Origin of the sequence: Phyllobacterium calauticae (assembly GCF_019991125.1) — a bacterium.
Taxonomy (GTDB): domain Bacteria; phylum Pseudomonadota; class Alphaproteobacteria; order Rhizobiales; family Rhizobiaceae; genus Phyllobacterium; species Phyllobacterium calauticae.
This window is the reverse complement of sequence record NZ_JAGENB010000011.1, coordinates 49,654-69,804: the sequence shown is the minus strand read 5'-3', so window position 1 is coordinate 69,804 and position 20,151 is coordinate 49,654. Positions and strand designations below refer to the sequence as shown.

Below are 20,151 nucleotides of genomic sequence, written 5' to 3'. Positions count from 1 at the left end.
TTTGATGCCGCGAGATATCAGGCTTGCAGCCGTTGAAGTGATTGGAGTTCCTTTCGCGCGGGGGAAACGGACCCCGCGTCGAAACCGGCTTCAAGGATGGTGTCTGGCACGGCCTCGTGACAGGCAAGCGCCGCCGCCACCTTTGCCAGCGCCGGAGCGGTCTGTATGCCATAACCGCCTTGGCCGGCAAGCCAGAAAAAGTTGGCGAGCGTGGGATCGTAGCCAACGACCGGGCTTCTGTCGGCGGCAAAAGTCCGCAGGCCAGCCCATCGCCGCGATATGGAACGGACCGGCAGATCGGCCGCCTGCTGGATGCGGTCGACGGCGATGGCCACATCCATCTCGTCGGCTTGTGCGTCGCAGGGCTCGCTCGGTGTTTCGTCGGCCGGGGACGCCAGCAGCTTGCCCGCTTCCGGTTTGAAGTAGAATTCCTCGTCAACGTCGAGAACGAGCGGCCAGGAGGAGACATCGACACCCTCTGGCGCATCCAAAATCATCGCCGTCCGGCGCAGCGGCGTCAGGCCGATCCGGGCCGCCCCGGCCGCTGCCGCCACCTCATCGGCCCAGGCGCCCGCAGCATTGATGACCGTTGTGCCGTGGAACGCACCATTCGATGTCGCAATATCCCAGCCTGTCGAGGTCCGTTTCAGCGCAAGCACGTCCGCCGACGTTGCGATGCTGGCGCCACGGGCGCGCGCACCTTTCAAATATCCCTGATGCAGGGCGTGGACGTCGATATCCCGGGAGCTCTCGTCCAGCAGCCCGCAGGCGACATAGTCGGGACGGATGATCGATACGCGCCTGCATATATCGGCAGGTGTCATGACCGGAGAGGTTTTTCCGCTGGAGCCGAGGATATCGGACATGGCCGCGATACCATCGCGCTGATCGTCCCGGGCGATATAAAGGACGGAGCGGGGGCTGAGCAGTTCATTCTGGGCAAAACCCTCCGGCGGCATTTCATACATGCTGCGGCTTGCCCGGGTGAGCGCGCGGATGGCGGCATTGCCGTAGGTTTCGGAAAAGAGCGCTGCGGATCGTCCCGTGGTGTGATATCCACAATGGGACTCGCGCTCGACAAGAAGCACGGATGATTTGGCGGCCAGTTCGTAGGCTGCCGAAGCGCCGGCAATGCCACCGCCAATGATAATGAAATCGAACATGTATCGCTCCCGAATTTAGCGCATAAGAAACTTAATTTTCCTAATGATCAAGTAAATTTTCCTTATCGCGTCGGTAGGCGGGCTGTAGTAGCGTAAATCGCGATAAATTGTAGGATGATAGAATTACAATGACCGATCAGAAAACTGGCTTGGGTGACTTTCTTCGGGACATTCGCGTTCGCAAGCATTGGACTTTGTTGGAAGTGAGCGAAATGACCGGGCTTGCGGTGTCGACGCTTTCCAAGGTCGAGAACAATCAGATGTCCTTGACCTATGATCGTCTGGTTCAACTCGCAGCGGGGCTGGGCGTCGATATTGTTGAGCTTTTCGGCACAAGGCCTGTGGATTCCGCCCCCAATCTTTTGGGGCGCCGCGCCATAAGCCGGCAAGGAGAGGGGCGGCTGATCCAGACCGGCAACTATGACTATCTCTACCTTTGCACGGAAATATCCAAGAAATCCATGGTGCCGATCCTTGCCGTTCTGCATGCCAGGACAATGGAGGAATTTGGTGAATTCGTCCGCCATGACGGTCAGGAATATACCTATGTCGTTGAAGGCGCGTTGGAACTGCATACGGAACACTATGAGCCAGCGACGTTGAAAGCCGGCGATTCAGTCTATTTCGATGCTTCCATGGGGCACGCCTATCTTTCCGTCAGCGAGACCCCGGCGCGGATTCTCTGTGTTTGCTCGACCTCTGAAAAGGAGCTGATCAACTCACTGATCGGCGCCGATGGCGAGGTTTCAAATTTGAAAAAGAAATCCAAGAACCAGCGCAAGACTAGTACGATAAGAAAATAAGTTGCGCTTAGGAAAATCATTACCTATTCTGATTGTGCGGATAAATTGCCGGAAACAAGGCGCCGTTCGAGTCCGCCGAACCTCAGAGGGTCTAAAATGGTTTTCTCACATTGGAAAAAAATTGGGCTTGCCCTGTTGCTTGCCACGTCGGTCAGCAGCAGCGCCATGGCCGCCGCCGACGTCCTGGTTCTTGCGCGCGCCGAGGATCCGCCGACTGCGGACCCGGGCGTGGAAATCAGCAACAGCGGCTATACGCTGATCTACGCAGCCTACGAACATCTGGTTGCGTATAAAGGAGCGACCACCGAGGTTGTTCCCGAACTTGCCGAGAGCTGGTCCGTCGATGACGCCAATCTGGTGTGGACGATCAAGCTCGCCGCGGGCCATAAATTCGATGATGGCACAGCCGTTGATGCGGCGGCGGTCAAATTCAGTTTCGATCGCCTGATGAAGCTCAAGGCCGGACCGTCCGATTCATTTCCCGTGCTGAAGGAAGTGCAGGTCGTCGATCCGATGACGGTGAAATTCGTGTTGTCGTCGCCTTTCGCTCCGTTCCTGTCGACCCTTGCGGTTTCGGGTGCGGCGATTGTCAATCCGAAGGTGATGGAGCACGAAGTCAACGGCGACATGGCCAAGGCCTGGCTCGTCGAGCACTCTGCGGGGAGCGGCGCTTACAGGATTTCGAGCTGGGAGCGCAATCAGAGCATCGTGCTTGACCGCAATCCGCATTTTTCCGGGCCGGCACCTGCCCTGAAGCAGGTCGTCATCCGGGTCATGGGGGAAGTTTCCGCCCGCCGCCTTCAACTCGTCAATGGTGACGCAGATATCATCGAGCAGGTGCCCGTCGATCAGGCGGAAGCCCTGAAGAAGGATCCCTCGATTGTTGTCGAGAGCAATCCGAGCCTCTATGTCAGCTACGTCTACCTCAACAACAAGCGTCCACCGCTGGATGACGTCCGCGTCCGCCAGGCGATTTCCTATGCCGTTGACTATAAGGGCATCGTGGATGGCATCATGCAGGGGCAGGCCGTGCAAATGCGCGGAGCCGTGCCCGATGGAATGTGGGGCCATGATCCCGCAGGTTTCCAGTACAGCTACAACATCGAAAAAGCCCAGGCACTGATGAAGGAAGCGGGCCAGTCCAATGTTCATCTGACCTATACGTTCTCCCAGGCCGATACTTCGTGGGAGCCGGTCGGCCTTGCCCTGCAGGCCAGTCTTGCCGAAATCGGCATCAAGCTGGATCTGCAGGCGGTGGCTGATACGACAAAGCGCGAAATGGCGGCCAAGGGCAATTACGACCTTGCCCCGGGTGCCTGGACACCGGATTTTGCCGATCCCTACATGTTCATGAACTATTGGTTCGACCCGGCGAAAATGGGCGGACCGGGCAATCGCGCATTCTATGATAATGCCAAGGTAACAAGCCTCGTGCAGGAGGCGGCCAGCACGGTTGATCAGGCCAAGCGTGAAAAGCTCTATCTGGAAGCCCAGACGCTTTCCACGCAGGATGCGCCTTATCTCTATCTCATTCAGAAGAATGATATTTTTGCGCGCCGGGCCGCAGTCCAGGGTTATGTCTATAACCCGATGCTGATCCAGGTCTACAACTTCGCGACAATGTCCAAGAAGGAATAGCCGGACGCCGGCGTGACCACCCGGCCTGACATTTCGTCAGTTGAAACTCCTGTCCTTGGCGTTCACGCAACGCGAGGGACAGGAGGATTATCGGGTTCCGTCCGAACAGGACGGAAGGGATGCGCGCATTTCCATGATGTGACTCAGCATAACCTGCACGAAATGAGGATTGATGTTCATGACAATCACTCGAATTATCGTTCCGCGCCTCATCCTGTTGTTCTTCGTCGTCTTCGGCGTTGCCATCATTACCTTCGCCATTTCGCATCTGATACCCGGCGATCCCGCACGCCTGATCGCCGGAGACCGGGCGAGTGCGGAAACGCTGGAGAATGTGCGGCGCGATCTGGGGCTCGACCGGCCGGTCACCGATCAGTTCGTCATCTATGTGCGCAGCCTGCTGCACGGCGATCTTGGAACGTCGCTGCGAACGCGGCGGCCGGTGGCCGCCGACATCGCGACCTTTCTGCCGGCTACACTGGAGCTTGGCATTCTCTCGCTTGTGCTGGCGGTCCTGATCGGCGTGCCGCTCGGGGTTTTCTCGGCGATCTACAAGGATGGCCCGATCGACCAGATTGCCCGCACAATCTCGGTGTGCGGTATTTCGATGCCGGTCTTCTGGTTCGGCATGGTGGTTATCCTCCTGTTCTATGCCAAATTGCAGATTCTGCCGGGAAGCGGCAGGCTCGCCATGGCCTTTGCCGTACCGCAGCGTGTCACCGGCTTCTTCCTGATCGATACCTTGCTTGAGGGCCGGTTTGACGCGTTTCTCAGTGCCGTGCGGCATCTCATTCTGCCGACCTTCGTGCTGGCCTTCGCCAATCTCGGTGTCATTACGCGGCAGATCCGCGCGTCGATGCTGGATGTGCTGCAGGAAGACTATATCCGCACCGCCCGGGCAAGCGGCCTGCGGCGCAGGGTCGTCATTTTCAACCATGCCTTGCGCAATGCGCTGATACCCTCGATCACGCTGCTCGGTCTTGCCTTGGGCGATCTGCTCTACGGGGCCGTGCTCACCGAAACCATCTTCGCCTGGCCGGGCATGGGCACCTACGTGGTGACGTCGATCCAGACCCTGGATTTCCCGGCCATCATGGGATTCACCGTGGTTGCCTCCATCGGCTACGTCCTCATCAATCTGGTGATCGACCTGGCTTACATGCTTGCTGATCCGCAAATCCGGGAGGTGGGATAATGGTTGCAATCAATCCCGAAGATCAAACCGCTGCAGGCCGCGTGTCGAAGCGCTCGCGACTGCATTTTCTCTGGTATCTGACGCGGCGCAGCCCGCTGACACTGGTCGGGTTGCTGATCATTACGCTGCTTGTCATCATGATCGTCGGCGCTCCCTTCATCGCGCCGTATGACCCCAACAAGGTCATGCTGTCGGCGCGGCTGATGCCGCCGAGCGCAGCCCATTGGTTCGGCACGGATGAAGTCGGCAGGGACCTGTTCTCCCGGGTTGTCTACGGCTCACGCGCGTCCTGCGGTGCTGCCTTCATGATCGTGCTCATTTCCATGAGCATCGGCGTGTTTCTGGGTTGCCTGTCGGGAATTGCCGGCGGAATTTTCGACAGCGCCATGATGCGCATCATGGACGTCGTCCTGGCCTTGCCTGCACTGGTGCTTGCCATGGCATTGGCGGCCGCCCTCGGCCCAAGCCTTTTCAATTCGATGCTGGCGGTGGCGATCGTGCGTATACCAGCCTATGTCAGGCTGGCGCGTGGCCAGACGCTCTCGCTGCGCGAGCGAGTTTTCGTCAAGGCATCCCGAACGTTCGGAGCCTCCAATCTCTACATCCTGCGCTGGCATATGCTGCCGAATGCACTTTCGCCGCTGATCGTGCAGGCAACGCTCGATCTCGGCGGCATTGTCCTCATCGCTGCGGCGCTCAGTTTCATTGGCCTTGGCGCGCAGCCGCCAACGGCAGAATGGGGCGCGCTCGTCAGCAGTGGCAGGAGTTTCATCTTGGATCAGTGGTGGTACGGAACGTTTCCCGGGCTGGCAATTCTGGTGACGGCCATGGGCTGCAATCTTCTGGGTGACGGCATCCGCGACATGCTGGATCCGCGATTGGGGACGAGATAATGACGGCACACAGCGTACAGCGTCCGCACGCATTGAGCATCGAAAACCTTTCGCTCGAATTTCCGACCTATGCCGGTGCCATCAAGGCGCTGGATGGCGTGACGATCAAGGTGGGAAATGCTGAAATCGTTGGTCTGGTCGGCGAGTCAGGCTGCGGCAAGTCCGTCAGCACCATGGCGGCCACGCGTCTGTTGCCGGAAGGCCGGTATAAGATCACGCAAGGGAGCATTCGTCTCTTCGGGCGCGATCCGATGGCGATGGACGAAGAGGAGCTTCAGCAGGTTCGCGGTAAACTGGTTTCGACCATTTTCCAGGAACCCATGAATGCGCTCAACCCGACGATCCGGATCGGCCAGCAGCTGGTGAGCGTCATTCGGCGTCACGAAGCGCTTGGTAGAAAAGCGGCCGAAGCGGTGGCGGTCAACATTCTGGCCGATATGCTGATCCCCGAGCCCGCCCGCATCATGCAGGCCTATCCCTTTGAACTGTCGGGCGGCATGCGCCAGCGGGTGCTCATCGCCATGGCGTTCTCCTGCAATCCGGGCCTGATCATCGCCGACGAACCGACAACGGCTCTGGACGTCACAGTCCAAGCGGCGATCCTGCGGCTTATTCAGGGGCGGGCGCGACGGACCGGAACATCGGTGGTGTTCATATCCCACAATATCGCCGTGGTATCGCAAATCTGCGACCGGCTTTACATCATGTATGCCGGGCGCATCGTGGAGTCAGGGCCGACCCGCGCGGTCCTCGACCGGCCGCAGCATCCCTATACCCGGGCGCTTCTGCGCTGCCTGCCCGAACGTGTCCGGCCAAAGGAGCCGCTGGAGTCCATTCCCGGCACGGTGCCCAATCTCCTCGATCCGCCGCCCGGATGTTTTTACCGGCCGCGATGCCCGGAGGCTGATACGAGATGTATGGAGAAACCGCATGAAACCGCCCTGCCGGGCGGGCAGGCCGTCTCCTGCTGGCAACGGGCCGGCCATCCATCCCTGCCGTCGAGCGAGGTTCCGTCGTGAAAGCAGCACCTCTCCTCAGCGTTGAAAATCTCACCGTCCGGTTTCCCGGAGCAACAAACTGGTACGGGCGGGTGACATCGCAGGTCCATGCCGTCAACAATGTGGATCTCTGCGTGCTGCCGGGCGAAAGCCTCGGCATCGTCGGGGAATCCGGCTGCGGCAAGAGCACGCTTGTTCAGGCCGTGATCGGCCTGGTGGGGCTGACGAGCGGCAGAGTGCTGGTGGACGGGCATGATTTTGCCGGTGCAAACGGCACGCTCAAGCGCGATCTCCGGCAGAAGATGCAGATCGTCTTTCAGGACCCGCAATCGTCGCTTGATCCGCGGTTGCCGGTCTGGCGCCTGATCACGGAACCGCTGCATATCAGGGGAGGCATGCCGACGGCTGCCTTGCGGGCGCGGGCGGAAGAACTTGCCATCTCCGTCGGGTTGAGAAGCGACCAGCTCGACCGCCTGCCGCACGAGTTTTCCGGAGGGCAGCGCCAGCGCATCGCCATTGCCCGGGCTCTGAGCACGGACCCCGAGCTTCTGATCCTCGATGAGCCGACATCGGCACTGGACGTGTCGGTGCAGGCCCAGATCATCAATCTGCTCTTGAAGCTGCAGCGCGAGCTTGGGCTTTCCTATCTGTTCATCTCGCATGACGTGTCGCTGGTCCGTCACTTCTGCGACCGGGTTGCCGTCATGTATCTTGGCCAGATCGTTGAAACGGGGACGGCGGAGGCGGTGTTTGACGATCCAGCGCACCCCTATACCCGGACCTTGCTCGCCAGCGTTCCCAGTTTGAAAAACTCTCTTCTTGACGTGGATGCCAGCCTTACCGGTGAGCTTCCGAACAACCGTCGTCTGCCCGCAGGGTGCTACTATCGCGAACGGTGCGGGTCCGCCGTGCCGGGATGCGAATTGCCGCAAGCGCTTTTGACTGTGCGCAAGGCCGGCGCGGAAAAGGCGTCCCCTCATCAGGCGCGCTGCCACCTGCACATTCCCGCGTAGCTTGGACACGCCGCAGTTCGCTTTGATCTGCGGCGTTTCCAGGCGCTCTAAGCTATGGCGGTGGCAAAGGGGTTTTCCACCCTTGGCCAATAGCTGTTCTTCAGTTTTGTATAGGGCAGGTCTTCAAAGTGCGGCTGCAATGCGCCCGGTGCGGCGATGTAAAGAATTTTGCTGGCGATCGGCTCAAATCCGGCGCGGAAGTGATTGCTTGATTTGACGATGACGATTTTCCGGGTGGAGGGGTCAAGCCCGAGCGCTGTCATGCATTCCGGATGAAACGTCTGGGTGCGTAGGCTGTTGAGGATGATGTCGACCCCATCGCAACTGACCCAGGCGGCATCGCCGATGGACAGCGGAACAATGCCGAAACGCTGGGTGATGCCGGAGGCAAGACGCCGTACGGTCACCGTCAGGTCAAGCGGCTGGCCGGATGCCTCGCCGATCTTGCCGCCGATCCGCAGGGGAAGCACCGCGCCTTCCCCGGCTTCGTGGCAAAGCCGGACGGCGATGGGATCCCAATAGAGGCAGCTGGCAACATCCTTGATGCCCCGTTCGATGACGCGCCTGAGCACGAATGTCGAATCTCCGGGGGCACCGCCACCCGCATTGTCCGATACGTCGGCAAGCACAACCGTGCCGTGCTGCACCTCCAGTGCCTGGTCGAGCGCTTCGTCAATGCTGCTGTGTTCCGGTTTGAGTTCCTTTCGCAGCGCGAATATTTCCTGGCCAAACGCCGTCGCCAGCGCCTGCGCCTTGCCGATGTCGCGATCCGCCACCACCAGCATCTTTGCGCCGACATCCGCGACATCGCCCCACGGGAAACCGTGGCAGAAGGAAACAGACAAGATGCCGTCCTGTCCCTCGAGCGCTTTCATCCGGTCAACCAGCCCGCGCAGCGGCTGCTGATGCACGCGGAACATGCCGATCATGCGACAGTCGAAATCGGCCATCACCGGACGGCAGCCCTCCTCGAGCACCTTGACCAGCAGCTGGAAAAGATGTTCCGCGCGCTCTTCTATGTCCGTATGCGGATATTCCTTGTAGGCGACCAGCATGGTGGCGTTGTCGATCATGGTCTTTGTCAGGTGGCAGTGCAGGTCCAATTCCGCACCGACCGGTATATCCGGGCCCACGATCTTGCGGACATGGGACAGAAGATCGCCTTCGACATCGTCATAACCCTCGGCAACGCAGGCGCCGTGCAGTGCCAGCAGCACGCCATCAACGGGCATTGCCGCCTGAAGGTCGGCAAGAATTTCCGCACGAAACGCTTCATAGGTCGTCCGGGTGGTGGTGCCGCCCGGCTCTGCCACCGCGCAGAGGCTTTCGACGACGCTCCAGCCGCGTGCGGCTGCCGCATTCGACCAGACATGCATCTGCGACGAGCAGCAGTTCAATGGCCTGGACGTGGCATCGCCGTGGGCAATGAGATTTTCACGGAATGCCTCATAGCCCGTTGGTATGGGAGAAAAGGTATTTGTCTCCGTATCCAGGCCTGCAATGAACAGCTTCACGGTGATCCTCCGAAACTTTTGAAAATTAATTTTCCTATAGATAAATTATGTTTCTTGTCGGAAAGTCAATCTCGTATTAAGCCATATGGTCTGGAGCTGGGAGGAAAACATGCGCCTTTACATTTCTGCCGATATTGAGGGGATCGTTGGTGTGGTCAGCCGCGATCATCTGACGCCTGAGGGATTCGAGTATGAACGTGCCCGCGATTGGATGACGGACACGGTTGTCGCGGCCTGCGAGGAGGCGCACGAAAACGGCGTCGAGGAAATCGTGCTGAGCGACTCGCACGGCAATGGCCAGAGCATCAAGATCGAGCGCTTGCCCGATTATGTTCAGATCGTCCGCAGCTGGCCGCGACCGCTGATGATGATGCAGGGCATCGAGGTCGGAACATTCGCCGGAGCCATGCTGATCGGTTACCATGCAGGGGCCAGCCATATGGGCGGGGTGCTCTCCCATACCATCGGCGGAACGGCATTTCACGAAATCCGCATCAATGGCAAGGTTGTCCCCGAGGCCGGTATCAATGCCGCAACCGCCGGTGATTTCGGCGTTCCGGTCATCCTGGCGTCCGGAGACGATGTGGCGATGCAGGAGATCAACGAACATCTCGGGGACATCGTGACCGTTCCCGTCAAGTGGGCCTATGGCACCCGTTCGGCACGCTCGCTCACCCCCAATGCAGCCCATGAAAAACTGCGGGCGGGCGTGAAGACGGCCCTGTCGCGGATTGGTTCGACGCAGCCGCTGGTGATTGAGAAACCCGTTCTGGAGATTACCTTCCGCAACCGGCTTCCCGCCGAATTCCTGTCCTATCTGAAGTTCGTCGAGCGAACCGACGGCTATACGATCCGCTATCAGGGAGACGATATGGTCGATGTGTCGAAGTTCATCATGTTCGTTCTCGGCTTCAATTCGCAGTTGACCTTCTAGCCACGTACAGCCTGTCACCCGCGATGACAGAGCATTTTCGGGAGTATTGGAACAATGACAAGGGAAGTAGAATGGGCCCGCTTGACGGCCCCGGAACTGAAGGAGCGGGCGGGGCGTCCAGATGCGCTGGTGATCCTGCCTGTCGGTTCGCTTGAGCAGCATGGTCCCCATCTTCCGGTTATCACCGATACCGCCAGTGCCGTTGCGGTGTCGCTGCAGGCGGCAAAGCAGATTGCAGGCGAGATTCCGGTAACGGTTCTGCCCGGCCTCTGGCTTGGCATGAGCGAACATCACTTTCCCTTCGGCGGCACGATCAGCCTCGACTATGCGGCCTATCGCGCCGTGCTGACGAGCATCGTCCGTTCGCTCAAGGTTCTCGGTTTCCAGAGGCTGCTCATCGTCAACGGCCATGGCGGCAACATCGATCCTCTGGCGGTTTCGGTGCGTGAGCTGGCGGTGGAATACGCCATGCCCATCGTCGCCACGACACCATGGATGCTCGCGCCGGAAAAGCTGGCCGCGGTGTTCGAGGTGGATGCCGGCCCGACCCATGCGTGTGAAGGGGAATCCTCGCTGATGCTGGCCATCGCCGGGGATATGGTGAAGACGGAGAAGTTCTCCGAAGCTGCGGAAAAGCATGACGGCGCCATATCGGTTACATCCGGGATTTCCCGCTTCTACGCCTTCCCGGAACGAGCCCCGGTCACCGGCACCATGGGAGACCCGCGATCGGCATCGGCAGAAAAGGGCGAGCGCTTCCTCCAGATTCAGGCGGACGAACTTGTGTCGCTGATCCGGTCGGAACAACTCTGGTCCAAGCCGCAGGCGGTCTGGGACGCATCGTAATCCGGTTCGGTTTGCAAGGAAGACTGGCGCGGCGTTGTCCTGTGCCCCGCCGATAAAAACAAAAGAGGAGAACATCTGATGAATTTCGGTATTGCCCGGCAATCCGCAGCTCTTGCCTGCACCGCTTTATCCCTCGCGCTTTTCCCGGTCCTGGCATCACCGGCCAGCGCCAAAACACTGGTTTACTGTTCTGAGGCTTCGCCCGAAGGGTTTGACCCGGCGCTTTATTCCGCCAACAGCACATGGGATGCTTCCTCGAAGCCGGTGTACAACCGTCTTGTGGAGTTTCAGAACGGAACAACGACGGTCATTCCCGGTCTTGCCGAGAGCTGGACGATTTCCGATGACAAGCTCACCTATACGTTCAAGCTTCGAAACAACGTAAAATTCCATACGACAGAGTATTTTACGCCCAGCCGCGATCTCAACGCTGACGACGTTATTTTCTCGCTGCAGCGCCAGCTCGACAAGACCAGTCCCTGGCACAGCTATATCACGGGCGTTACCTGGGAAATGACAACGGCGATGGGCCTTCCCGATCTTGTCAAGGAAATCAGCAAGGTGGACGACAAGACGGTCAAGATCGTTCTGGCGGCCCCGAGCGCTTCGGTGCTTGCCAACCTTGCCATGGACTTTGCATCGATCCTTTCCAAGGAATATGCTGATCATCTGCAGGCGGATGGAAAGATGACGCAGCTCAACGAACTGCCGGTGGGGACCGGACCGTATCAGTTCGTCAATTACCAGCAGGATTCCGTGGTCCGTTTTACCGCCAATCCGGATTACTGGGACGGCAGGCAGAAGATCGATGACCTGATTTTCTCCATTACCCTCGACCAGACGACGCGGATGCAGAAGCTGCGGGCAGGGGAGTGCCAGGTTGCCTCCTATCCGTCGCCCGCCGATGTCGCCGTGCTGAAAGCCGACAGCGAATTGAAGGTGCTGGAACAACCCGGCCTGAATGTCGCCTATCTCGCCTACAACACGCTTGTTCCGCCCTTCGACAAGCCGGAGGTGCGCAAGGCGTTGAACATGGCGATCAACAAACAGGCCATCGTGGATGCCGTGTTTCAGGGTATGGGGCAGGTCGCGAAGAACCCGTTGCCGCCGGCAGTCTGGGGCTACAACGATGCCGTCAAGGACGATCCCTACGATCCGGAAAAGGCGAAATCAATGCTTCAGGCTGCGGGCGTCAGCAATCTGGCGATGAAGATCTGGGCAATGCCGGTCAGCCGTCCCTACATGCCCAATGCCCGCCGGGCCGCCGAATTGATCCAGGCCGATTTCGCCAAGGTTGGCGTCTCGGTCGAGATCGTTTCCTATGAATGGGGCGAATATCTCAAGAAGGCGCGCGACAAGAACCGGGACGGAGCCGTCATCCTCGGCGGTACCAGCGACAATGGCGATCCGGATAACCTCTTGAGTTTCTTCTTCAGCTGTACGAGCGTCGGTGCCAGCAATTACTCCAACTGGTGTTTCCAGCCGCTCGATACGCTTCTGCAAAAGGCACGCCAGGTTTCCGATCAGGCCGAGCGCACCAAGCTTTATGAGGAAGCGCAGCTCATCATCAAGAAAGAGGCGCCGATCGCGGCCCTTGATCATTCGACCGTCGTCATGCCGATGTCGAAAAAAGTGTCCGGATATGTGCTGGATCCGCTGGGCTCGCATCGTTTCGACGGTGTCGATCTGGCGGAATAGCTGAAAGGATCGGCGCAGTGACGATTTAGGCAAAAACCGCTTCAGTTTCCGGACGGATATGGCTAGAGCATTCTCCGGCCATAGGAGGAAACTGGGGCGGTGAAATCACCACAAATCATTCAAACATCGGATATCACGGCCGTTCGAATCTACCGCTCCATGCTCGCAATGGTCGTGCTGGCGGGTATTGGCATCGCGTATTTTGCCATCATACCCGCCGCCCATGTCAGCCGGCTCCGATTGACGGCTAACTTTTTCAGTTATTTCACCATCCAGACCAATGCGCTTGTTTTTCTCGGCCTGGTGTTTTCCCTGGCCGTACCACGGTCCCGGCCGGGGCAATGGGCGCAATGTCCTCCGGTCAGGTCGGCGCTGTTGTCATACGTGGTCATGACCAGCGTCATTTATGCCCTTGTCCTGCAGACCGCGTGGCGGCCAACGGGATGGCAGGCGCGCGGCGACCAGATTCTCCATTACGCCGTGCCGGTGCTTTACTTCATTGACTGGCTGTTCTGGGTCAGGCGCGGCGCGCTCTTGTGGCGCCATGCCTTGTGGTGGCTGTCTTTCCCCGCGGCTTATGCGGTCTACACCCTGATCCACGGCTATGTCTCCGGGTTCTATCCCTATCCGTTTATCGATGTCCCGGAGATCGGTCTTGACGAAACGGCGGTGAACATGGCCTGGATGACTGCCGGTTTTCTGGGGCTGGGAACGCTGGTCATCACTATCGATCGCCTGGCCTGCAGATATGGTGCCCGCAACGCGCGGGCACTCTAGAGCAAATTTGGCGCTAGGCCCGTTCTTCCCAGATCTTTGCAAGCTCGACCAGCGTCTTGACGGCTCTTTCCATGTCCTGGCGGCTGACCCATTCGAGCGGTGAGTGGAAGGCGTGGCCGCCGGCAAAAATGTTGGCGCAGGGCAAGCCCATGAAGGACAGCCGCGAACCGTCGGTGCCGCCACGGATGCTGCCGCGCACCGGCACCATGCCGGCCCGGCGGACCGCTTCAACCGCGTTGTCGACGATCTCCGGGTGGCGGTCGAGGACGGACTTCATGTTGCGGTACTGCTGCCTGACGGTGAACGTGTAGGACGAACCGGGATAACCGTCCATGACTTCCTTCACCAGCGCTTCGAGCATGGTTTCCTTGGCGGCAAGGCCGTCATCGGTAAAATCGCGGATGATGAAGCTGAGCGCCGCCTTTTCCATCGAACCGGTGACACCTGTCGGATGGATGAAACCCTCTTTGCCTTCCGTTGTCTCGGGCGCGATGTCTCGCGGCAGCCGGTCGATGATGGCGCCGGCGATCTTGATGGCGTTTTCCATCTTGTCCTTGGCGAAGCCCGGATGAATTGCGACACCCGAAATGGTGATGTCGACCCCGTCGGCCGAGAAACTCTCGTCCTCGATATGGCCTGCGGTTTCGCCGTCGACGGTATAGGCGAACTGTGCGCCGAGCTTGGCCACGTCCACCTTGTCGACGCCGCGCCCGATTTCCTCGTCCACGGTGAGCAGCAGTTTGATCGTGCCGTGGCGGATATCCGGGTTGTCGACGAGGAACTGTGCAGCGGTAATGATTTCCGCCAGCCCGGCCTTGTCATCGGCACCGAGAAGGGTGGTTCCGTCTGTCGTGATGATGTCATTGCCGATCTGGTCAAGCAGGACGGGATGGTCGCTGACCCGGATGACCTGCTGCGGATCGCCTGGAAGTTGTATGTCGCCGCCGCCATAGTTATGCAGGATGCGCGGCTTGACGTTTGTGCCGGTAAAATCGGGCGCCGTGTCCATGTGCGAGCAGAAACAGATGACCGGCACCGGCTTGTCGACATTGGACGGGATGGTTGCGTGGACATAGCCGTGCTCGTCCATATGCGCATCGGACAGGCCGATGGCGAGCAATTCCCCAACCAGCACACGGCCCAGATTCTTCTGCTTCTCGGTGGACGGTTGTGCGGACGATTTGGGATCCGATTGGGTGTCGATGACGACGTAGCGAAGAAAACGATCGGTAACGGTATCGGTCATGGGCTCAGCTCCAACCTTTGCATGCCAGTGATGCACTGCTGTAGCCTCTGCCGCCGGCATCGTGAACAGATTTTTGCCTTGCTCCCCGCTTTTTCCCATTCGCCTCCGTCGCAAGCATGCCGCCGGTGTTCAATTGCAGGGTGACCGCCCTGCAATTGATACAATGCATCGCTCTGTCTAAGCGGCCTGCACTTTCCGGGAACCACGGGCCCAGGCTGGAAGCCAATCGCCATGCGCGGCAAGAAGATCATCGACGAGCGACCATATCTGATCGAGGTCCAATTCTGCGGCGGTATGCGGGTCCATCATCGCCGCGTGGTAGATGTGATCCCGGTTTTCGGTCATCAGCGCCTGCACGGTCAGTTCCTGTACATTGATGTTGGTGCGGATGAGGGCGGTGAGTTGCGGCGGCAGCGCGCCGACATGGGTTGGCTGAATGCCGGACGCATCGACAAGGCATGGCACCTCTGCCGCACAATTGGCGGGCAGGGACGTGATGCAGCCATTGTTGCGCACATTGCCGTAGACGACCGATGGTTCGCCGGTCCATACGGAATTCATGATGGACGAGGCATATTCGCGGCTTTCGCTCACTTCGATCCTATCGGCCTTGGCATAGGTTTCCGCCTGTCCCTTCCAGCGTTCGATCTGCTCGATGCAGCGCTTGGGGTATTCGTCCAGCGGAATGCCGAACTTTTCGATCAGATCGTCGCGGCCTTCTTTGATGAAATAGGGCGTGTACTCGGCAAAGTGCTCGGAGCTTTCAGTGACGAAATAGCCGAGCCGCGTCAGCATCTCGTAGCGGACCTTGTTCGGGCAGCGCGGATTCCAGTGGCTGGGCTTGGGCAACCGCCCCTCGCGATAGCCCCGAACAAGATCCGGATAGAGGTCGCGGTAACTGCCATCGGGCTGCTGGTGTTCGAACTGCAGGTAGAAGGCCATATGGTTGATGCCTGCAGCGCGATAGCGGATTTCTCCAATTGGAATGTCGAGGTCGCGCGCCAGTTCGCCCGCCGTTCCCTGCACGGAATGGCAGAGACCCACCTGGCGGATCGTCGGGTATTTTTCAGCGATTGCCCAGGTGTTGATGGCCATGGGATTCACATACTGCAGCAGGATGGCCTGCGGGCAGACCGCCAGCATGTCCTCGCAGATTGCCCAGAGGTGCGGTACGGTCCGCAGGCCGCGCATGATGCCGCCAACGCCAAGGGTGTCGGCAATGGTCTGGCGCAGGCCGTATTTCTTCGGAACCTCGAAATCCGTGACGGTGCAGGGCTCGTATCCGCCGATCTGGAACGCAACCACGACGAAGTCCGCCTTCTCGAGTGCACGCCGGCGGTCCGTATGCGTTTCGATGACCGCCTTGGCATCGAGTGTTTTTGCCAGCTTGCCGGCGACGATGGCGCTCTCGGCGAGGCGCTGCGGATTGATGTCCATCAGCGCGATTTTTGCGCCCGACAGGGCCGGGCGCTGCAGAATATCGCCGATGATGTTTTTCATGAAGACGGTCGATCCGGCTCCGATAAAGGTGACTTTGGGCTGTTTTGACATGGCAATCTCCGGGAGGATTATGCGGCTACCTCGAAGGCGGCTTTGACAAGCCGTTCAGTGTAGGCGGTCTTGGGATGAAAGAGAACGTCGTTGACGGGACCCTCCTCGACGACCTTGCCGTGCTGCATGACCATGACACGATGGCAAAGAGCACGAACGACTTTCAGGTCGTGGGAAATGAAGAGGTAACTGAGGCCGCGCTCATCCTGCAGCTTGCGCAGGAGGTCGATGATCTGCGCCTGGACAGACAGGTCGAGTGCAGAGGTCGGTTCGTCGAGAAGGATGAATTCCGGTTCGAGCGCAATGGCGCGTGCAATGGCAATGCGCTGACGCTGGCCGCCGGAGAATTCGTGCGGGAAGCGGGACAGGATATTGTGCGGCATCCCGGCACTTGCCAGGGCTTTCTGGACACGGTCGAGACGGTCGGCCCGGTTGACGCCGATCCCGTTGATAACCAGTCCCTCCTCGATGATCTGCCCGATCGACATGCGCGGGTTGAGCGAGGAAAACGGGTCCTGGAACACGATCTGCATGCGCGAGCGCAGCGGCCGCATTTCGGCCCGCGACTTGTCGTGGATCGGCTGCCGGTCGAAGTAAATCTCGCCGCTGTCCGTATGCACGAGCCGGACGAGCGCCTGTCCGAAGGTGGTCTTGCCGGAGCCGGATTCACCGACGATACCGAGCGTCTCGTGTCTGTGGAGTTTCAGGCTGAGACTGTCGACAGCCACAAGCTCGTGCAATTGCGGCTTGAAGAAGCCGCCGCGTTTCAGCATGTAGGTCACCCGCACCGACTTGCCCTCCAGAATGGCTTCGCAGTCCGCCGGCATCGGATTGGCCTGTCCTCTGGGTTCGGACCCGAGGAGATGGCACGTATAGGGGTGGCGGGGGGCGGCAAAGAGCGCTGCGGTCGTGTTGTGCTCCTTCACCTCGCCATGCTGCATGACATAGACATAATCGGAAAACTGCCGGACGACGGTAAGGTCATGGGTGATGAGAATGACGGCCATTCCAAGCCGTTTTTGCAGATCGCGGATGAGGTTGAGGATCTGGGCCTGCACCGTCACGTCGAGCGCGGTGGTCGGCTCGTCGGCGATCAATACGTCGGGATTGTTGGCGAGCGCCATGGCAATCATCACGCGCTGGCGCTGACCGCCGGAGAGCTGGTGCGGATATTGGTTGAGCCGGGATTCCGGATCGGGAATTTGCACCTGTATCAACAGGTCCAGCGCGCGTTGCCGGGCGTCGCGCCGGCTGATGCGCTGGTGCACACGGATGGCTTCGACGATCTGGCTGCCGATCGTATAGATCGGGTTGAGCGAGCTCATGGGCTCCTGAAAGATCATGGACATGCGATTGCCGCGCAGCGCGCGCCGCGCCCGGCTCGAGAACTTGAGGATATCCTTGCCGTCATAGGCAATTTTCGATTCCCGGGACACCACGGCGCGCTTCGTCAGGAGTCCCATGATGGTGCGGGCGGTCACCGATTTCCCCGACCCGGATTCGCCGACAATGGCAATCGTCTCGCCGCGATAGAGTTGGAAGGAGATGTCCTTTACGGCCTCCACGACCCCCTCTTCGACCGTGAAGCGGACGGCGATATTGCGGGCATCGATGATCGGATTGTCCCGATGGGCTGAACTGTCCAGCCGCTGTTCGGGTGCCATGGTGCTTGGTTCCTGCGTGTGCATGGTTTCCGGCCTCAATAGGGATCGACAGCATCGCGCAAACCGTCGCCCAGGGCATTGAAGGCAAAGACGGTGACAAGCACGAAGGCGACGGGGGTGAGAATCCACGGGTAGGACCCGATGACGGAATAGGTGGCGGTGTCCTGCAGCATCAGCCCCCAGGAAATCAGGGGAGGCTTCACCGCAAACCCCAGGAAGCCCAGAAAGGATTCCAGAAGGACAATGTGCGGGATCGCGATGGTGACGGCAACGATCACGTGGCTCATGACATTGGGAAAAATGTGCTGGAAAATGATGCGCCGGTCCGAAGCGCCTACCGCCAGGGCCGCACGCACATATTCGATGCGGGCAAGAGCCAGTGTCTTGCCGCGCACTTCACGCGACATCTGCGCCCAGCCAAGCGCCGACATGATGATGATGACGAAACCGAGGAAAATGCTCGTCGGAGCCGTGACGGGTATGAGCGAGCTGAGGGCGAGATACAGCGGAAGCTGGGGAAATGCCAGGACCAGTTCAACGAAACGCTGTGTCCAGGCATCGAACCGTCCGCCGAAATAGCCGGAGACCAGTCCGACGGTCGTGCCGACAACCGTCACGATGGAGACGACAATCAACGCAATCATCAGCGAGACGCGGGAGCCGTAAATGGCTCTGGAGAGAACGTCACGGCCGAACTTGTCGGTTCCAAGGAAATGCACGGGCTTGCCGTCGAGGGTGCCGAAGAAATGCCGGTCCGCCGGAATGATGCCAAGCAGCTTGTATTCAAAGCCCTTGACGAAGAACCCCAGCAGGCGGGGATTGCCATAGTCCAGCCCGACCACCGGCTGGAATGTCACCGGATCGAGTTCCTCGGTCTCGGCGACCGGATAGGTGCGCGGGCGCAGATTGAAATGCCCGTCCTTGTCGAAGAAGCGCACGGCTTCCGGCGGTGCGAAGCCGATCTCCGTCTGGGAGGGATCGACAGGGGCAAAGAAACCGGCGAAGACGGCCATAACAAGCAGCAGGCAGACGAGGACAAGCCCGATCATGCCGGTCCAGGAGCGTTTGAGGCGCCGCCACACGAGAGCCGAATAGCTTTCATTGCCGCGGTTGGCGTTGCGGATTTCCACGGCGGCGACGGGCGGTCTTATCTGGATTTGCATCACCGCGCCTCCCCATACTGGCGAACGCGCGGATCCATCAGCGCCAGCAGAACGTCTGCAATGATGTTGCCGACAATCAATGTTGCCGACAGCACCAGCATGAAGGTCGCCGTGACATAGACGTCTCCGATCCACATGGACCCGACGATGGCGGGTCCGACCGTCGGCAGTGCGAAGATGATGGCGGTTTCGATCTCGCCGGTCAGCATGTATGGCAGGACGACGCCCTGATACATGATGAGGGGATGCAGCGCATTCGGCACCGCATGGCGCATGATAACAGCGCCCTCGCTCAAACCCTTGGCCCGTGCCGTCTCGACATATTGGGCATTGAGCGTATCGAGCAGATTGCCGCGCATCACCCGCATATTGTAGGCGAGCCCGCCAAAGGTGGCGATGGCAACGACCGGCCACACGTGCTGGACCAGATCGACGAACTTGCCCCACGACCACGGCGCGCCGCCATAGCGCGGGGAATAAAAGCTGCCGATCTCCGAGACGTTGAAGTGAAACACCATGATGTAGACAATGATCAGCGCCATCAGGAAGCGCGGCACGGTCATGCCCAGAAACGAAATGCCGGAGAGCAGGCTGTCCACCCATGAATATTGCCGCGTGGCGGCCAGTATCCCGAAGCTGATCCCGATGATCGACGCGAGGATATGGCAGGTGAGGGCGAGGAGAAGCGTGCGCGGCAGCCGCTCGCCAACCACATCGGCAACCGGCTTGTTGTAGAACATGCTGTGGCCGAAATCCCCGCGGGTCACCATGCCGACGATCCAGTTGACGTATTGCACGGGCAGCGGCTTGTCGAGGCCATTGGCAACCCGGTACGCCTGCGCCTGTGCATCGGCTGCCTCGAAGGATGCGCCGCCCTGGTTCATCAGCTGTGAGCGGATATAGTCGGAGTAATCGCCGGGCGGTGCCTGAATGATGGCAAAGGTCACCACGCTCAGCACAAACAGCACCGGAATGGCGGATGCGATACGCACAAGCAGGAATCGTAGCATGGGCCGGTTCGCTTTTCTTGTGTTGGTTTCAAAACTGGCGTGAAC

General features: G+C 59.5%; 17 protein-coding genes. 10 read left to right on the top strand and 7 right to left on the bottom strand.

All coding sequences use genetic code 11. From position 1 onward, the window contains the following. Positions 1 to 17 precede the first annotated feature (17 nt). Positions 18 to 1,163: an NAD(P)/FAD-dependent oxidoreductase gene (locus J1W56_RS24205; RefSeq protein WP_223615842.1), complete on the bottom strand. Its 1,146-nt coding sequence runs from the start codon at positions 1,161 to 1,163 to the stop codon at positions 18 to 20. 128 nt (positions 1,164 to 1,291) lie between these two features. On the opposite strand from J1W56_RS24205, the gene J1W56_RS24200 reads away from it, so the two are divergent. The 6 genes from J1W56_RS24200 (at position 1,292) to J1W56_RS24175 (ending at position 7,703) form a co-directional block, all read left to right on the top strand. Beyond that, the gene (locus tag J1W56_RS24200) at positions 1,292 to 1,966 is read left to right on the top strand and encodes a helix-turn-helix domain-containing protein (protein ID WP_223615841.1); all 675 of its coding nucleotides are present in this window, start codon (positions 1,292 to 1,294) and stop codon (positions 1,964 to 1,966) included. A 96-nt stretch (positions 1,967 to 2,062) separates the two neighbouring features. Continuing rightward, positions 2,063 to 3,604, top strand: a complete 1,542-nt coding sequence (locus tag J1W56_RS24195; protein WP_223615840.1) for an ABC transporter substrate-binding protein — start codon at positions 2,063 to 2,065, stop codon at positions 3,602 to 3,604. Positions 3,605 to 3,782: 178 nt separating this feature from the next. Continuing rightward, a complete protein-coding gene (locus tag J1W56_RS24190; RefSeq protein WP_223615839.1) occupies positions 3,783 to 4,799 on the top strand; it encodes an ABC transporter permease in 1,017 nt (338 codons plus the stop codon). Then, entirely contained in the window at positions 4,799 to 5,692 is an 894-nt protein-coding gene (gene ddpC, locus J1W56_RS24185; RefSeq protein ID WP_223615838.1) for a D,D-dipeptide ABC transporter permease, read from the top strand. Before J1W56_RS24190 ends, ddpC begins: the two co-directional genes overlap by 1 nt. Continuing rightward, positions 5,692 to 6,711 carry an ABC transporter ATP-binding protein gene (locus J1W56_RS24180; RefSeq protein WP_223615837.1) on the top strand — a complete coding sequence of 340 codons (1,020 nt, stop codon included), beginning with the start codon at positions 5,692 to 5,694 and terminating at the stop codon, positions 6,709 to 6,711. The genes ddpC and J1W56_RS24180 overlap by 1 nt, the downstream gene beginning before the upstream one ends. Beyond that, positions 6,708 to 7,703 (top strand): ABC transporter ATP-binding protein, encoded by a 996-nt coding sequence (locus tag J1W56_RS24175; protein WP_223615836.1) that lies wholly within the window; start codon positions 6,708 to 6,710, stop codon positions 7,701 to 7,703. The genes J1W56_RS24180 and J1W56_RS24175 overlap by 4 nt, the downstream gene beginning before the upstream one ends. A 47-nt stretch (positions 7,704 to 7,750) precedes the next feature. Here J1W56_RS24175 and J1W56_RS24170 read toward each other — a convergent pair whose 3' ends face one another. Beyond that, positions 7,751 to 9,217: a M81 family metallopeptidase gene (locus J1W56_RS24170; RefSeq protein WP_223615835.1), complete on the bottom strand. Its 1,467-nt coding sequence runs from the start codon at positions 9,215 to 9,217 to the stop codon at positions 7,751 to 7,753. A gap of 109 nt (positions 9,218 to 9,326) precedes the next feature. Here J1W56_RS24170 and J1W56_RS24165 point away from each other — a divergent pair, with 109 nt between their 5' ends. The 4 genes from J1W56_RS24165 to J1W56_RS24150 all read left to right on the top strand — a co-directional run bounded on the left by J1W56_RS24165 (position 9,327) and on the right by J1W56_RS24150 (position 13,472). Further along, positions 9,327 to 10,151, top strand: a complete 825-nt coding sequence (locus J1W56_RS24165; RefSeq protein WP_223615834.1) for a M55 family metallopeptidase — start codon at positions 9,327 to 9,329, stop codon at positions 10,149 to 10,151. Positions 10,152 to 10,205: 54 nt separating this feature from the next. Next, on the top strand, positions 10,206 to 10,997 hold the full coding sequence (locus J1W56_RS24160; RefSeq protein WP_223615833.1) for a creatininase family protein: 792 nt from the start codon (positions 10,206 to 10,208) through the stop codon (positions 10,995 to 10,997). Between the two features lie 78 nt (positions 10,998 to 11,075). Then, positions 11,076 to 12,695, top strand: a complete 1,620-nt coding sequence (locus tag J1W56_RS24155) for an ABC transporter substrate-binding protein (RefSeq protein WP_223615832.1) — start codon at positions 11,076 to 11,078, stop codon at positions 12,693 to 12,695. Between the two features lie 99 nt (positions 12,696 to 12,794). Next, entirely contained in the window at positions 12,795 to 13,472 is a 678-nt protein-coding gene (locus J1W56_RS24150) for a Pr6Pr family membrane protein (RefSeq protein ID WP_223615831.1), read from the top strand. A 13-nt stretch (positions 13,473 to 13,485) separates the two neighbouring features. Here the strand turns inward: J1W56_RS24150 and pepT are convergent, their stop codons facing one another. From pepT to J1W56_RS24125, 5 genes are all read right to left on the bottom strand, one after another. Continuing rightward, the gene (gene pepT / locus J1W56_RS24145; RefSeq protein WP_223615830.1) at positions 13,486 to 14,718 is read right to left on the bottom strand and encodes a peptidase T; all 1,233 of its coding nucleotides are present in this window, start codon (positions 14,716 to 14,718) and stop codon (positions 13,486 to 13,488) included. A gap of 177 nt (positions 14,719 to 14,895) precedes the next feature. After that, positions 14,896 to 16,269, bottom strand: a complete 1,374-nt coding sequence (gene melA / locus J1W56_RS24140) for an alpha-glucosidase/alpha-galactosidase (protein ID WP_223615829.1) — start codon at positions 16,267 to 16,269, stop codon at positions 14,896 to 14,898. Between the two features lie 17 nt (positions 16,270 to 16,286). Then, positions 16,287 to 17,933 carry an ABC transporter ATP-binding protein gene (locus J1W56_RS24135; RefSeq protein WP_223615828.1) on the bottom strand — a complete coding sequence of 549 codons (1,647 nt, stop codon included), beginning with the start codon at positions 17,931 to 17,933 and terminating at the stop codon, positions 16,287 to 16,289. A gap of 35 nt (positions 17,934 to 17,968) precedes the next feature. Further along, positions 17,969 to 19,096 carry an ABC transporter permease gene (locus J1W56_RS24130; RefSeq protein ID WP_223615827.1) on the bottom strand — a complete coding sequence of 376 codons (1,128 nt, stop codon included), beginning with the start codon at positions 19,094 to 19,096 and terminating at the stop codon, positions 17,969 to 17,971. Further along, entirely contained in the window at positions 19,096 to 20,106 is a 1,011-nt protein-coding gene (locus J1W56_RS24125) for an ABC transporter permease (RefSeq protein WP_223615826.1), read from the bottom strand. The genes J1W56_RS24130 and J1W56_RS24125 overlap by 1 nt, the downstream gene beginning before the upstream one ends. Positions 20,107 to 20,151 lie beyond the last annotated feature (45 nt).